The organism is Gemmatimonadaceae bacterium (assembly GCA_016720905.1).
Classification (GTDB): domain Bacteria; phylum Gemmatimonadota; class Gemmatimonadetes; order Gemmatimonadales; family Gemmatimonadaceae; genus Gemmatimonas.
Genome location: JADKJT010000014.1, coordinates 71,246 through 85,184 on the forward strand (window position 1 = coordinate 71,246; position 13,939 = coordinate 85,184).

The window sequence follows — 13,939 nt, forward strand, 5'->3', positions numbered from 1 at the left end:
GTCAAGGACACGGCAAAGGAATCCCGACCGTGACCGGACTTGTCTGCACTCACGTATGTCGAGTGCAGGTCACGCAATTGACTTGTCCACATGCGAAGGGATAGCTTCGCCCCCCGCCGTCCTTCTGCCCTTCGCCCCCGCTGATGTCGCTTTCGCCAGCCGAACTCTGGGACCGCCTGCGCCAGCGCGCTCGCCAGGTGCTACCGGAGCAGACGTATCGTACCTGGCTGGAGCCCACCGAGGCCCTGGCCGTTGAAGGCGATACGCTCATGGTGGGCGCACCCGACCAGTTCTCCGCCGACTGGAACGAATCCAAGCACGCCGATCTGCTCACCGGATTCGCTCCGGTCGCCCTCGGCCACCCCCTCAAGGTTCGCTTCAAGGTCCACGAAGAACGCGTCGGCCGGGTGCAAATGGACATGTTCGTCCAGGCACCTGCGGCCCCTGTTTCAGCGCCAGCAAGGCACCAGCAGTCGCGCATTTCTACGCCACTGAACCCTCGTTATACCTTTGACCAGTTTGTCATCGGTAAGTCCAACGACGTGGCCGCCGCAGCCGCGCAGGCCGCCGCGCAGGCCCCTGGGAAAGTCTACAATCCGCTGTTCATCTACGGCGATACGGGGCTGGGCAAGACGCATCTGATGCAGGGCATCGCCCACGAATTGCTGCGGCGTACCCCCACCCTGCGCCTCGCCTACGTAGGCACCGAGCAGTTCACCAATGAGTTCGTGGGTGCCATCCAGGCTGGCCAGATGGGTGATTTCCGCCGCCGTTTCCGCGAAATCGACCTCCTGCTCGTGGACGATGTTCAGTTCCTGAAGGGCAAGGAGGGCACGCAGGAAGAGTTCTTCCACACGTTCAACGCGATCTATGAGGCGGGTCGACAGGTGGTACTCACCTCCGATCGACCGCCCAAGGAAATCCCCGGACTCGAGGCGCGACTGGTGTCGCGGTTCGAGTGGGGCATGGTCGCCAACATCGATTCGCCCGACCTCGAACATCGGATCGCGATCCTGCGGAAGAAGGCCAGTCTCGATCACCTCGAACTGACCATCCCCGATGAAGTCATCGAGTTCATTGCGCAGCACGTGAAGTCGTCCGTCCGCGAGCTCGAAGGCTCCATCATCAAGCTGCTCGCGTATGCGTCGCTCAAGCATCGGGACATCTCGGTCGACCTCGCGCGCGAGGCGTTACGCGACAAGCTCCGCGCGTCCTCGTCTTCCGATTTCCCCGATGTGCCCCCCACCACCATCACGGTCGCCACCATTCAGCAGGTCGTGGCCCGTGAATGGGGCGTCACGCCGGACGGCTTGCGGTCGAAGACCCGTACGAAACAGCTCACCACCCCACGCCAGGTGGCGATGTACCTGTGCCGGGAGCTTCTGGCACTGCAGCTGGTGGAGATCGGCAACGCCTTCGGGGGGCGCGATCACTCCACGGTCATCCACTCCCTCGACCGGGTCGCCGAAGATATGGCGGGCGAGCCCGGTTTTGCCGATCGCGTCCTCAAGGTGCGAACCATGTTGGAAACCCTGAGGACAACCGGCCATTTGGGGACCTGAGTCCCCAGCCGATCCACAGAGATCCACACCGGCGGCCTTGTCCACGTGGACGAGTGCGGACATTCGATACCTCTCGACATCGAATGCACATGATCAGGCGTGGCGAAAGTCGTTCGAGTCACGTAGTTTGCGGCGTCTGTCGACACGCCCACATTCCCTGCTACTGCTACTGGTTTCTTCTTTAAAAGAACAACAACAGCAGTCTTCAGCAGTCCTTCCACAATCCGGGCATGCGCTTCACCATCTCGCGCGAGAAACTCCAAGAAGGTCTTCAGGCGGTTACCGCCGCTGTACCGGCCAAGACCACACTGCCGGTACTGGCGAATCTGCTTGTCGAAACAACCGAGCGTGGCATTCGCTTGTCCGCCACCGATCTCGATATCGCCGTCAGCACGGAAATCAGTGCCGACGTCGAGGCGCCTGGCGCGATCACCATCCCAGCCAAGAAACTGGGCGAGATCGCTCGTGAGCTCCCCCCGTCCCCGGTGAAAATCTCGGCGAGCGGTGAGCAGCGTGTGACGCTTGAATGCGGTCGTTCGAAATTCAAATTGCTCGGTCTGCCGCGTGACGAGTTTCCCACGTTCCCCAGCGTGCGCTTCAACGAATCATGGCGCGTGAAGTCGGGTGAATTGCAGAAGCTGATTTCGCACACGGCATTCGCGGTCAGCAACGAGGAGTCACGCCCGATTCTCAACGGCGTGCTCTGGGAATTGCGAGACGATCGCATGCGCATGGTGGCGACCAACGGACATCGTCTGGCCAAGATGGAAGTCCCGGTCGAAGGCAGCACGGCGCCGGCCGGTGACCTGATCATCCCACCCAAGGCGCTCGATCAGATTCGACGGTTGTTTCCCGCCGAGGAAGAACTCGAGATCGCGCGTGGTGACAATCACCTGGGCTTTCGCTCGCCGTTCACCTCGGTCTTCACGCGTCTCGTCGAAGGGCCATATCCCAACTACGAGCAGGTGATTCCGAAGGACAACGATCGCTATTGCCTGGCCGACAAAGGCGCATTGACCAGCGCCCTGAAGCGCATGAGCGTCATCGCGTCCGACCAGACGCATCGCATCAAGATGTCATTCAACACCGGCATGTTGAAGTTCAGCGTCACCACACCCGATCTCGGTGAGGCGCAGGACGAATTGCCGGTGCAGTACACGGGCGACCAGCTCGATATCGGGTTCAACGCCACGTATCTGCTGGAGATATTGCGCTACATGCCCACCGAGCAGGTGCGCCTCACGTTCAAGGCACCAGAGCGCGCCGCCACGATCGAGCCGGAAGGGTGGGATGATCCGGCAAAATATCTGTGCCTGGTGATGCCGCTGCGCCTCATGGACTGAGGCGCGACGCGCTCAGCTTCCGATCACGGTGCCGGTCAAGTGCACGCGCTGCAGCACACGCTGGGCGCGCACCGACGTGGAGGATGTGCGATCGGTGACCATGAGCGTCAAGGAGCTGGCGCTTTCCAGTCGTGTCACGGCACCGCTGACAACAGACACGTGCGCGTCCAGCGTTCCGGTACCGGTTCCGGTGACTTCCACGGCACGCCAAGGCGACGAGGTCTTGCCCTCGATGCGTGTGGTACTGGTTCGACGAATCACCAAGTGCACGCCGCCGCTATCTCTCACCGAGTCGGTCACCACGTAGTCGGCGACCGTCCGTACGATCATCGGGAGGCTGGCGCGACACACCAGCTGCACCGTGCTGTCGCGCCACGTGTCACCCACGGCCAGACTTGACGGAACGCGCAGCAGCAGATCGCGCACCAGAGCGAGGGCCCCGCTCTCCGGCCGATCGCACTCGTTGACCAGCGGCGGTTGCATCGCCACCCGCAACGCCAAGGAGTCGAGGACGGCGTCGAAACGCAGGCTGTCGATGGCAATGGGTGTTGAGGACAGCGCCGACGTGACCGCGTAGTCATACACCCGGCCGGTGGCACTCAGGGTGCCGCTTGGGCGGCGTCGCAGTCGCACGACGATCTGCGCATCGCTGGACACATTCTGTGTGTCGCGACGACCCGCGCTGTCGCGTTCCAACTCGGTGGTGCTCCGGACGCGATACCGCGTGTCGGTGACCAGGGCCGGCATGGCGTAGCGAACCGCCGCTGTTGGCTCCGGGACTGGTGCCGGTCTGGGCACAGGCAGCGGTGCCGGCGCCGTCGTTGGCGCGGGCCGAGGTGTCGCCGCGGGCGCGCACCCACCGGCACCCACCAGCAGCACCGCACCGAGCCATGCGGCCAGCCGTCGGTGTCGGAGCGCGGAAGAAAGCAGCACTGGCGATGCGAAAAAAGTGGGGGGAAGTCGACGACCTGTAAGCCGGGTTCTGTCGGTCCACTCACACGCGAACGCGTTTGTGAACCGGACGGTCATTCCTCTCGGCGTTCAGTCACCCGAACGCTCCAGCAGCCTACCCGCGGCTCGATGTCGTGAGACACCGTGGTCGAGACGGACCGTCTCTCGCCGCTTATTTGGCCTTGCTCCGGCTGGGGTTTACCGCGCCGTCACCGTTACCGATGACGCGGTGGGCTCTTACCCCACCATTTCACCCTTACCCCGACATGGTTGTCACCAACCACACCGTGGCGGTTTGCTTTCTGTTGCACTGTCCGTCGCATGAAGCTCACGCCGCATGCGCCCAGGCGTTACCTGGCAACCTGCCCTGTGGAGCCCGGACTTTCCTCGGTGCATCAAGTCGAAACCCGACGCATCGCGACCGTCCGGTCGACGACTTCCCGTGCTGCAATATACCGACATCAACCGGCAGAGGATCCTGTCGGGCCCAATCCGCCCCGCGAACACCGGCTCCGCGAACGCCGGCTCCGCGAATTCCCCGCGTGGTGATGACATCGCGGTGACGGGGGATCCTATCCTCGCCACATGCCGACCTCGCGACGCATCACCAGCGAGGTTCATCACGGAGACACGCGAGGACTCCCCATGACACCCGAGATGGTTCGCTATCGCGTTCCAGCCCGCACATCCCGTACGCCTGACGCACGCCATGAGCCTACTCGCGGCGGCGCAGTGGCCACATTCTTGACGCCCAACGAGCGATCGCGCGTCGACGCGGCCGGGCATGGATGCTACGTCGCCCTGCATCGCGAGTCCCTTGAAGATCTCATGGTGGATCTGCGCACGCGCGCGGTGTCGGCGGTCCTGGTCTCCGTGGCGCGCTACCAAACCCAGCACGCGACGCAGGTCGCGCGTCTGGTTCGCGAATTCCCGAGGGTGCCAGCCGTCGCACTGCTCACGACCACCGAGCCGCGCACCACCCAGTCCGTGCTGGCGCTCGGCCAGCATGGGGTGCGCTCCCTTGTGGACGCGCGTGACCCCAAGGGGTGGCGCGAGCTGCGGGAGTTTGTAGCCAGCGAGCAGGGCGACCTGATCGAACAGCGCGCCCTGGCACGCATCCGCGAAGAGTTGATGGGCGCGCCTGCTGATTGTCTGCGCTTCTTCGAAGCCCTCTTTCTCTCGCCCTCGCACATCTCAACCGTGCAGCAGATCGCCCGCGCGAACGGGGTGGTCCCCAGCACGCTCATGAGTCGATTCTTCCGCGAGAAGCTCCCCGCGCCGAAACGCTATCTGGCCATGGCGCGCCTGGTGCGCGCCGCGCGCCTCTTCGAAAATCCCGGCCTGAGCATCACGCACGTCGCCAATCACCTGGAGTACTCGTCCGCGCAGAGTTTCTCTCGGCACGTGTCGTTGCTCATGGGGTGCACGCCGATGCAGTTCCGCCGCCAGTTCGATGGCGCCCGCATGCTGGACGCGATGTGTGATCAGCTGGTGCGGCCGTACCGCGAGATCTTGTTGCGATTCGAGCCGTACGGCATCACGCCGCAATGGAGCGTGTTGCGCGAGGCCCACTGACCACCGGAGCACCCGACGGTGTCGCGCGCGCAGCGGGCGCGTAGGTGTCGCCAGGCGTTTCGTCGGTGCGCGGGGCATGAGTGCCCGGCCCGGCGGGCGCTCCGACCACCGCGAACTCCGACGTATGACGGAGTGCAACCGCCCGCATGCGTGCGGCCGCCTGCGAGAGTTGGCCGGCACTCCGCGACAACTCCTCGATGCTGGTGCGCTGGGCCACCGACGCATCGGCGGCACTGCGCGCGCTGCCCGAGGCGCGCTGCGCCGATCCGTCCAGGGAATCGAAGGCCGTGACGGCGCCAGCGGCCAGCGAGTTCTGGGTCTGCGCCAGTGCCGCCACCGCATCGCTCTGCTCGGCGATGCGCGCGATGCCCTCCACCATCGTGGACAGCGCACTGGTGGCCTCGCGGGCAATGGTGCCGGCATCCGTGACTTCGCGGGCCGTGTTGTCCATCGATTGAACGGCTTCCCCGATATCGTCACGCACGCGTTGGACCGTGCTGGCAATGACCTTCGCGGCCTGCGCGCTCTCACCCGCCAGTTTCCGGATCTCATCCGCCACCACGGCGAAACCAAGCCCCTGGTCGCCGGCGCGCGACGCTTCGATGGCCGCATTCAAGGCCAACAGGTTCGTCTGTCGGGCGATGCGCGAGACGGTCGCCACGAACTCACCCACGCGCTCCGATGCGGGCGCCAGACGCTGCACGCGCTCGGCCGACGCACCAACATCAACACTGACGCGCACCAGCGTTTGCGCGGCGCGCTCAATGGCCTCGCGACTCCTTGAGGCGATCGCATCCACGTGGTTGGCATCGTTGGCGGTTCGCTCGGCGGTCCCGCGCGTCGACTCGGCGGTGGCCAACGCCTGCTGGCCGGCCCGCAAACCGGTGGCCGCCAATTCGCGCTGCTGCAACAACCCCTCACTGAGCTGTTGGGCGCCGCTCGCGACATCGCCGGCGCGACGCTGCAGCACGCTGGCCGCCCCATGCACCTGAATGGCCACCGCGGCCAACTCTTCCGCTTCACGCTGCACCGTTTCGATGAGCAGCGTCAGTTCATCGAGCATGCGATTGAAGCTGTGCTCGAGAAAGCCGAGTTCGTCGGCATGGCGCGCGTCCGCACGCACGTGTAACTCGCCGCGCTCCACCTGTGCCATGCATTCGCGCGTGCGACGGATTCGCCGAATGAGTCGCGAGGGCATCTGGATCACCTGTTGCGCCACCACCAGCAACAGCACCGCCGCCAACAACACCTGGGCCCACGGAGCGGCGTCGGCGGGCCGCAACATCGCGTAGCCATAGCTGGCGGCCAGAAACCCGACCACCGATGCGCCGGTCGTGACGTAGCCCAACGAGGGACCACGGTCGAATGAATACGGCACGATGGCGAGAATGTACGTGAGCACCAGCACCGGCGACCCGAACAGATACACCACACTGCTGATGAGCAGCGTATCGAAGACAGCGAAGACGTAGCGCAACCACCAGCGATACCATCGCGCCTGGACGCCGATCGTCGACAAGACCCAGTTGAGACCAATCGCGGCGCAGAAGGTGGCAACCACGATTGAAATCGGCACCTGCGCGAGCCCCAACCGAAGCCCCGCGATCAGCACGCCGGCGATGAAGATCGTGCTCCAGAAGCGTCGCCGACCCGCTACGCGAAACGTGGCGAGGTCTTTGGCGCGTTCTTCCTCGAAGAGGGCCAGAACGCTTGGGGCGAGGGCGGCGGGTGTCGGCATCTCTAACTGGACGCCTGATCCCCTTACGGCGTATCGGAATGCCCTGCGGGTGCGCTCGCCGCGCGGAGACTCAGGCCGACGGCATTTCGGCAAGGAGCGCTGAGGCAGTCACCAGGGCGCGCACCTCAAGCCCGGTGGCCTCAATGGCCTCGCGGCCGCCTTCTTCGCGGTCGACCAAGGCCAGCACCCCAACCACGGTGCCACCAGCCGCCTTGACCGCCTCAACAGCCTTGAGGGCCGAACCTCCGGTGGTGATCACATCTTCAACCACCACGACCCGGTCTCCCCGGACAAAGGGACCTTCAATCAGCTTCCCGGTCCCGTGCTGCTTCGCCTCCTTACGAACGGTAAAGGCCCGAACCATCTGGCCTTCGCCCCGTTCGGCGGCCAGCGCACTGGCGTGCGCGATCGCGTAGGAGATCGGGTCGGCTCCCAGCGTCAATCCGCCAACAGCATCCACTGGCCAACCCGTGGCGTTCAAGGCCGCCAGAGCCAATCGTCCAATCACCAATTGCCCCTCGGGACTCATGGTGGTGAGTCGGCAGTCCACATAGAGGGAGGAGCGGCGGCCTGATGCCAGCACGAAATCGCCCCGCTTGGCCGATCGAGTGGCCAGCAGGGCGATCAAGATGGAAAGCGCGGTCGGGCTGGGGGGCACGTCAGCCGCGACCGAACAGTCCGCGCATCTTGCCCATCAGGCCACTCTTCGCTTCCTCGGTGGGTGGCGTGGCATTGCCGCCCTTGTCGCAGTCCTGCGCCGCAACCGAGAAGGCCTCGGAATAGGCGCGAACTGAGGGATACCGATCGCCAGGCGCCTTGGACAACGCCTTCATCACTACCGTCTCGATGGAGGCCGGAAAGGTGAGCGTGGGCTTGGCTTTGTTGAGCGCCACCGGTGGCTGCGTGAGCAGCTGGGAGAACAGCTCGCGCGGTGACTTGCCGGTGTACGGCAGCACGCCGGAGAGCAGGTAGTAGGCGATCGTGGCCAGCGAATACTGGTCGGCCGCTGGGCCAACCAGTTCGCCCGACAAGGCCTCCGGCGCGACGTACATCAGGGTGCCAACGAAGAAGCCCGCGCGCGTGAGTCGCTGATCGGGCGCGGCTTCTGTGTCGGCCGCGATTCCGAAATCCAGCAGCTTCACCACGAATGTCGCGGGATCGTACATGACGTTCTCGGGTTTGAGATCCCGATGCACGATGTTCACGTCATGGGCAGCCTGCACGGCACTGCAGATCTGCGACATGATCTCCGCAACCTCTCGGCAGGGCAGCGGCCCCGACTTGTCCGCGTGCTTGTCGAGGATCTCACCGGAGGCCCACTCAATCGCCAGATAGTAGCGCCCGTCTTCCTGTCCGTAGTCTAGGGTACGGATGATATTGGGGTGTTCTACCCGTGCACCGAACTGCGCCTCGCGCAAAAAACGCGCGACAGCGGTTTTATCCTGCTGCAGCTTTTCGCGCAGCACCTTGAGGGCGACGGTACCGTGTTTGGGATGATCGGCACGAAAGACCGTCGAAGTACCACCTTCGCCGACCTTTCCGCGTATCGTATATCCGGCCAGCGTCGTTCCAACTAGCGTCTCGATAGCCACGAGGCGAACCTAACGCAGGAAAGCAGCCACGTGCAAGACAGCATTTCATCCCATATGACTTTTCTTTCGTCGCTCAGGTCCCGCCGTGCGCGGCGAATCATTGGCGGTGGCACTGTCCGTACCGCCCTAGTCGGTTTGGCGCTGCTACTCGCGGCGTGCGTGAAGAACAGCACTGTCGGGGATCCCGCAGCAGGAGGGCCACCCCGACCAGGCGGGCTCCCCGGCGCCCCCGGCGCCGGACTGACGGGTGCCGGTGAGATGCAGCGCCTGTATCGCGCCATGGGCCTCATTTCCGGCGCGGGAACGCTTTCGTTTGTCGCGTCGGCGTCATTTCTGACGGCGCCCTCGTCGGACACCACTTTGGTGCTTCTGGCGCTGTCGCTGCCGTCACGGTCGCTCGCGTTCACGCGGGAGGGCGATCGGTACGCCGCCGAATACTCGGTCAAGGTCGAGGTACGTCGCGGACCGACGGTCGTCTCGCAGGTTGATGCCAGGGAATCGGTCAAGGTACCGACGTATCGAGAAACGTCGCGGACCGACGAAAGCATCATCTGGCAGCAGTATCTGCGATTGGCCCCCGGTCGCTATTCGCTGGCGATTGCCCTGAAGGACGAATCCGGCCTGCGGAACGCGTCCGAAGAAGTCTCGCTTGAGGTGCCGCGTCTGACCGCCGGCGCGATCGCGACCCCAATCGCCGTCTACGAAGCGATTCCCCGCACATCGGTCGATTCGCTGCCGAGACTGCTGGCTCGGCCGCGCAGCACCGTCACCTTCGGTGTCGACTCGTTGCTCCCCGTGTACCTCGAGGCCGTTGGCCCGCAGGCTCCGCCATCGGTAACCGTGCGCGTCATCGGCGACGGGGATCAGGAACTCTGGGTCAGCACGGTAGAGCTGGCGCAACGCCTCGAAGTGCGTAGCGCAACCATTGCCGTGCCGGTCACGCGACTGGGCGTTGGCATTTCGAGCCTTGTGGTCACGGCGGCCGGGCGCAGCGACACGGCGCGCACCCGACTGCTGGTCAGTCTGGGCGACGATCTACCGATCGCCACGTTTGACGAGATGCTCAACTACCTCCGCTATTTCGCCCCCGCCGACCGACTCAAGCCATTGCGCGAGGCCACACCGGTAACGCGCTCGGAAGTGTGGGCCAAGTTCCTCAAGGACACCGATCCCGTGCCCGGAACGTCGGAGCACGAAGGGCTGCGTGATTACTTCGCCCGGATTCGCACAGCCAATCAGCGCTTTCGCGATGATGGTCCCATTGGGTGGCAAACCGATCGCGGCACGGCGTTCGTGGCGCTCGGAGATCCCGACAACGTGTACGACACGGGACTGCAGGATCCGGGTGCCCGCGTGCGACAGCAAGTGTGGGAATATCGCGCGCTGCGGTTGCAGCTGGTGTTTCTCGATCAGACGGGATTCGGGCGGTGGCGTCTGGGAACGTCGCAGCGCGCCGAGCTTGAGAACGCGATCCGCCGCAAACTCTCGCTGCAGCCGTGAGCGACGTCGCCAAACCCACCGCGCCACGTCTCTTCCTGGTCGATGGCTATGCCCTGATCTATCGGGCGTTCTTTGCCCTCATGACGCGTCCGCTGTCCACCAGTCGTGGAGAGAACACGTCCGCGGCGTGGGGCATCGCCAATTTCTTGAAGCGCTTGCTGAACACCCACAAACCCGAGTTGCTGGGGTGGGTGCATGACTCCGGGGCAACGTTTCGCGACGATCTGTACCCCGACTACAAGGCCACACGCGAGAAGCTCACCGACGAACTGCAGGCGGATTTCGATCGCGGGCTTGAGCGCATCACCCAGTTGCTGGCCGCGTATCACATCCCGGTCATGGCGGTACCGGGGTTTGAGGCCGACGATGTGATCGGCACCCTGGCGATCAAGGGCGTCGAGGCCGGCTACAACGTGGTGATCGTCTCCGGTGACAAGGATTTCCAGCAACTCGTGCGACCCGGCGTGTGGCTGCTCAATCCGGGTCGTGGTGGACCGGCGAGTGTCGAAGAGTCGTGGGTGGGCGTCGAGAACGGCAGTGACCGTCTCGGCGTGCCGCCGGAACGCGTGGTCGACTATCTCGCGATGGTGGGCGATACGTCCGACAACGTGCCGGGAGTGAAGGGCATCGGCGAAAAGACGGCGCAGGAACTGATCGCGCAATTCGGGCCGCTCGAAGAGATTCTGGCGCACGCCGCCGAGGTCACCAAGAAGCGGCCGCGTGAAGCGCTGTTGGAACTGGCCGATACGGCGCGGCTGTCGAAGCAGTTGGTGACTATTCGTTGCGACGTGCCAATCGCGTTGGACCCGAAGGCCCTGCAGGTGGATGTGCCGGACCTGCAGGCGTTGCGACACCTGTATCTCGAGCTCGAGTTCACGTCGATGCTCAAGGATCTCGGGGTCGCGGATGTCACCGCGTCACCCGCCACGGGGAGTGCGTCGGCAACGGCAACGGCGACGACGATTCCGCCACGCGCGTCAGGCGCACCGACTGGCCCGGATCGACCGGACGCGCCGGACGTGCGCGCCAGCGACAGTGGTGTGTCCGTGCTAGCCGATGCGACGTATGTCACGGTGGACTCGATGGCGGCGCTGGACGCGCTGCTGACGCGTGTGCGGGACGTGCCGTTCATCGCGCTCGACACCGAAACCATCACGGACGTGGATTCGCCGGTTGTCGTCGATGCCTTGCGCGCGCATCTGGTGGGCCTGTCCATCGCCGTGGCACCGGGCGAGGCGTACTACCTGCCGTTCGCGCACCGCGGAGATGACGGCAGCGGAAATCTGCTGCTGCTCTCGGGGGAATCCGGCATTGCCGGTCGACGCATCAACGCGGGGACACCGGAAGCGGTGAATCTCCCACCCCTCGACCGCACCGAGATGGCACCATTGCGCGCGATGCTGGAAGACGCGTCGGTTCGAAAGATCGCGCAGAACGCCAAGTATGACGTGCTGGTATTGCGCGGCTGCGGCGTGCGATTGGCCGGGCTGGAGTTTGACACCATGCTGGCCAGCTACGTGCTCGATCCCGGCCGGCGATCCCACGGTCTCGAGGTGCTGGCCCTCGAGTTTCTGGGTCACACGATGACGTCGTACGAGCAGCTGTGCGGCAAGGGGCGCTCGCAGCTGCCGTTCAATGTCGTGCCGGTGGATGCCGCGCGTGACTATTCGTGTGAAGACGTGGATGTGGCCATGCGTTTGCGCGCGCGGTTCGAGCCAATGCTCGCCGACCATGGGATGCGCGAGCTGTTGGCCGACATGGAAGTGCCGCTGGTTGAGGTCCTGGCTGAGATGGAATGGGAGGGTATCGCCATTGATCTCGCGTGGTTTGCCTCGCTCAAGACGCGATTCAAGGCCGAGCGGGAAAAGGTGGAGCAGGCCATTTACGGGGAAGCGGGGGAGGAGTTCAACATCAACTCCAATCCGCAGCTGCGAAAAATCCTCTTCGAGAAGCTTGGCTTGCCGGTCAAGAAGAAGACGGCGACCGGGCCGTCCACCGACGCGAGTGTGTTGCTGGAACTGGCCGAAGACGGCCACACGTTACCCACGTTGTTGATGGAGTATCGGGAACTCTTCAAACTCGAAGGGACCTACATCGATGCGCTGCCGCGGATGATCAATCCGCGTGATCAGCGCCTGCATACCTCGTATAACCAGACGGTCGCGGCGACGGGTCGGTTGTCGTCCAGCGATCCGAACCTGCAGAACATTCCGGTGCGACGCGAATTGGGACGCGAGATCCGACGGGGCTTTGTGGCGCGCGATGGATGGCAGTTGCTGTCGGCCGACTACTCGCAGATCGAGTTGCGGTTGCTGGCACATCTATCCGGCGATCCCGCCTTCGTGTCGGCATTCCGGGCGGGCGGCGATATTCACCGGCAGACGGCGGCGATCATTTTCGGCGTTGATCTGGCCGAGGTGACGGGTGAGATGCGCGCGCGCGCGAAGACCATCAACTTCGCGACCATTTACGGACAGGGCGCGCATGCACTGTCGCAGCAGCTCAAGATCGCGCATGCCGAGGCGAAGGCGTTCATTGAGACCTACTTCGAGCGTTTCGCCGGCGTGAAGGCGTTTCTGGAGCAGTGCGTGACGGATGCCAAGCAGCGCGGCTATGCGGAAACGCTGTTCACACGCCGCCGCTACATTCCGGAGCTGGCCGAGCGCAACCGCAACATGCGAGCGTTCGGCGAGCGGGTCGCGGCCAACGCACCGATTCAGGGATCGGCCGCCGATCTCATCAAGATGGCGATGATCCGCATCCATCGGGCATTGGAGCGTCAACAGCTGGCCTCTCGCATGCTGCTTCAAGTGCACGATGAACTGGTGTTCGAAGTGGCCCCTGGGGAGGAGCCGACGCTCCGCGCCCTGGTCAAGCAGGAGATGGAGGGAGCGACGTCACTGAACGTGCCCCTACTGGTGGACATGGGGGTGGGTCGGGACTGGGTGGCCGCAAAAAGCTGAGAAGATCGGCCCCGATCCTCACGGCGTGCGCTCTTGCACTTTGCACGGAATCCCGAGTGGTGCAAGAGTCCTACGGCTCGTGAAAGCAGTCCAGTGATGAGCTAATGCATTGCTATATAACAGGTTAACGGTCAATTAGAGTTACGGCATCGGCGTTGCTATGAAGACCGGCAGTGGGCGAGACTCCATCCTCGCCGGCCGGCGCTGCCGACCTCAAAATTCCGAGCTTTCGACCGAGAGAACCGCATGTCCAACTCCCGCACGGCGAGAGGCTTCACCCTCATCGAATTGTTGATCGTGGTGGTGATCATTGGCATCCTCGCGGCCATCGCGATCCCGAAGTTCCAGAACACCAAGGGAAAGGCGTTCGCCACCTCGCTCAAGAGTGATCTGCGGAACTTGTCGTCGGTGCAGGAGGACTACTTCTACTACAACGAGACGTACGCCACGGGCATGGGGTCTTTGACGTTTGTGCCGTCCAAGGGTGTGATCATGACGATCACCGAGGCAAACGGACGCGGCTGGTCGGCCACCGCGACCCACCCCTCCGCGGCGCCACTCACGTGCGCGGTTTTCTATGGTCAGGCGTCGCCGGTTGGTGCGGCGACGGCCGAAGGACAGGTGGCCTGCCAGTAGCGCGCCCCCGACTGGCACCCACCTCTGAACGCCGGCCCGGATTCGGGCCGGCGTTCGCTATTGTGGCCGTCGCGGGACA

Annotated in this window: 10 protein-coding genes and 1 other RNA gene; 6 read left to right on the plus strand and 5 right to left on the minus strand. The window is 64.1% G+C overall.

What is annotated here, in order from left to right:
* Window positions 1-143: 143 nt before the first annotated feature.
* Both dnaA and dnaN read left to right on the plus strand, forming a co-directional pair.
* Complete coding sequence (dnaA, locus tag IPP90_12800; protein MBL0171587.1) at window positions 144-1,562, plus strand: chromosomal replication initiator protein DnaA; 1,419 nt, start codon at window positions 144-146, stop codon at window positions 1,560-1,562.
* Window positions 1,563-1,792: 230 nt separating this feature from the next.
* Window positions 1,793-2,905, plus strand: a complete 1,113-nt coding sequence (gene dnaN / locus IPP90_12805; protein ID MBL0171588.1) for a DNA polymerase III subunit beta — start codon at window positions 1,793-1,795, stop codon at window positions 2,903-2,905.
* A 12-nt stretch (window positions 2,906-2,917) separates the two neighbouring features.
* Here the strand turns inward: dnaN and IPP90_12810 are convergent, their stop codons facing one another.
* Together IPP90_12810 and rnpB are read right to left on the minus strand one after the other, a co-directional pair.
* Entirely contained in the window at window positions 2,918-3,838 is a 921-nt protein-coding gene (locus tag IPP90_12810; GenBank protein ID MBL0171589.1) for a hypothetical protein, read from the minus strand.
* A gap of 22 nt (window positions 3,839-3,860) precedes the next feature.
* Window positions 3,861-4,293: RNase P RNA component class A (gene rnpB / locus IPP90_12815), an RNA gene on the minus strand.
* 295 nt (window positions 4,294-4,588) lie between these two features.
* On the opposite strand from rnpB, the gene IPP90_12820 reads away from it, so the two are divergent.
* Window positions 4,589-5,431, plus strand: coding sequence for a helix-turn-helix transcriptional regulator (locus IPP90_12820; GenBank protein MBL0171590.1), 843 nt, complete (start codon window positions 4,589-4,591; stop codon window positions 5,429-5,431).
* On the opposite strand, the gene IPP90_12825 is transcribed toward IPP90_12820, so the two are convergent.
* The 3 genes from IPP90_12825 to IPP90_12835 form a co-directional block, all read right to left on the minus strand.
* Window positions 5,394-7,169 (minus strand): HAMP domain-containing protein, encoded by a 1,776-nt coding sequence (locus IPP90_12825; protein MBL0171591.1) that lies wholly within the window; start codon window positions 7,167-7,169, stop codon window positions 5,394-5,396. The genes IPP90_12820 and IPP90_12825 overlap by 38 nt on opposite strands.
* Window positions 7,170-7,239: 70 nt before the next feature.
* Window positions 7,240-7,827, minus strand: coding sequence for an orotate phosphoribosyltransferase (pyrE, locus tag IPP90_12830; GenBank protein ID MBL0171592.1), 588 nt, complete (start codon window positions 7,825-7,827; stop codon window positions 7,240-7,242).
* A 1-nt stretch (window position 7,828) separates the two neighbouring features.
* Window positions 7,829-8,761: a serine/threonine protein kinase gene (locus tag IPP90_12835; GenBank protein ID MBL0171593.1), complete on the minus strand. Its 933-nt coding sequence runs from the start codon at window positions 8,759-8,761 to the stop codon at window positions 7,829-7,831.
* A gap of 159 nt (window positions 8,762-8,920) precedes the next feature.
* On the opposite strand from IPP90_12835, the gene IPP90_12840 reads away from it, so the two are divergent.
* The 3 genes from IPP90_12840 to IPP90_12850 all read left to right on the plus strand — a co-directional run bounded on the left by IPP90_12840 (window position 8,921) and on the right by IPP90_12850 (window position 13,860).
* Window positions 8,921-10,261, plus strand: a complete 1,341-nt coding sequence (locus IPP90_12840; GenBank protein MBL0171594.1) for a GWxTD domain-containing protein — start codon at window positions 8,921-8,923, stop codon at window positions 10,259-10,261.
* On the plus strand, window positions 10,258-13,224 hold the full coding sequence (polA, locus tag IPP90_12845; protein ID MBL0171595.1) for a DNA polymerase I: 2,967 nt from the start codon (window positions 10,258-10,260) through the stop codon (window positions 13,222-13,224). The genes IPP90_12840 and polA overlap by 4 nt, the downstream gene beginning before the upstream one ends.
* Before the next feature lie 246 nt (window positions 13,225-13,470).
* A complete protein-coding gene (locus IPP90_12850; GenBank protein MBL0171596.1) occupies window positions 13,471-13,860 on the plus strand; it encodes a prepilin-type N-terminal cleavage/methylation domain-containing protein in 390 nt (129 codons plus the stop codon).
* Window positions 13,861-13,939: the final 79 nt, after the last annotated feature.

Coding starts and splice junctions, on each gene's coding strand:
- dnaA (MBL0171587.1), top strand. CDS start 144: ATGTCGCTTTCGCCAGCCGAACTCTGGGACCGCCTGCGCCAGCGCGCT.
- dnaN (MBL0171588.1), top strand. CDS start 1,793: ATGCGCTTCACCATCTCGCGCGAGAAACTCCAAGAAGGTCTTCAGGCG.
- IPP90_12850 (MBL0171596.1), top strand. CDS start 13,471: ATGTCCAACTCCCGCACGGCGAGAGGCTTCACCCTCATCGAATTGTTG.
- IPP90_12825 (MBL0171591.1), bottom strand. CDS start 7,169: ATGCCGACACCCGCCGCCCTCGCCCCAAGCGTTCTGGCCCTCTTCGAG.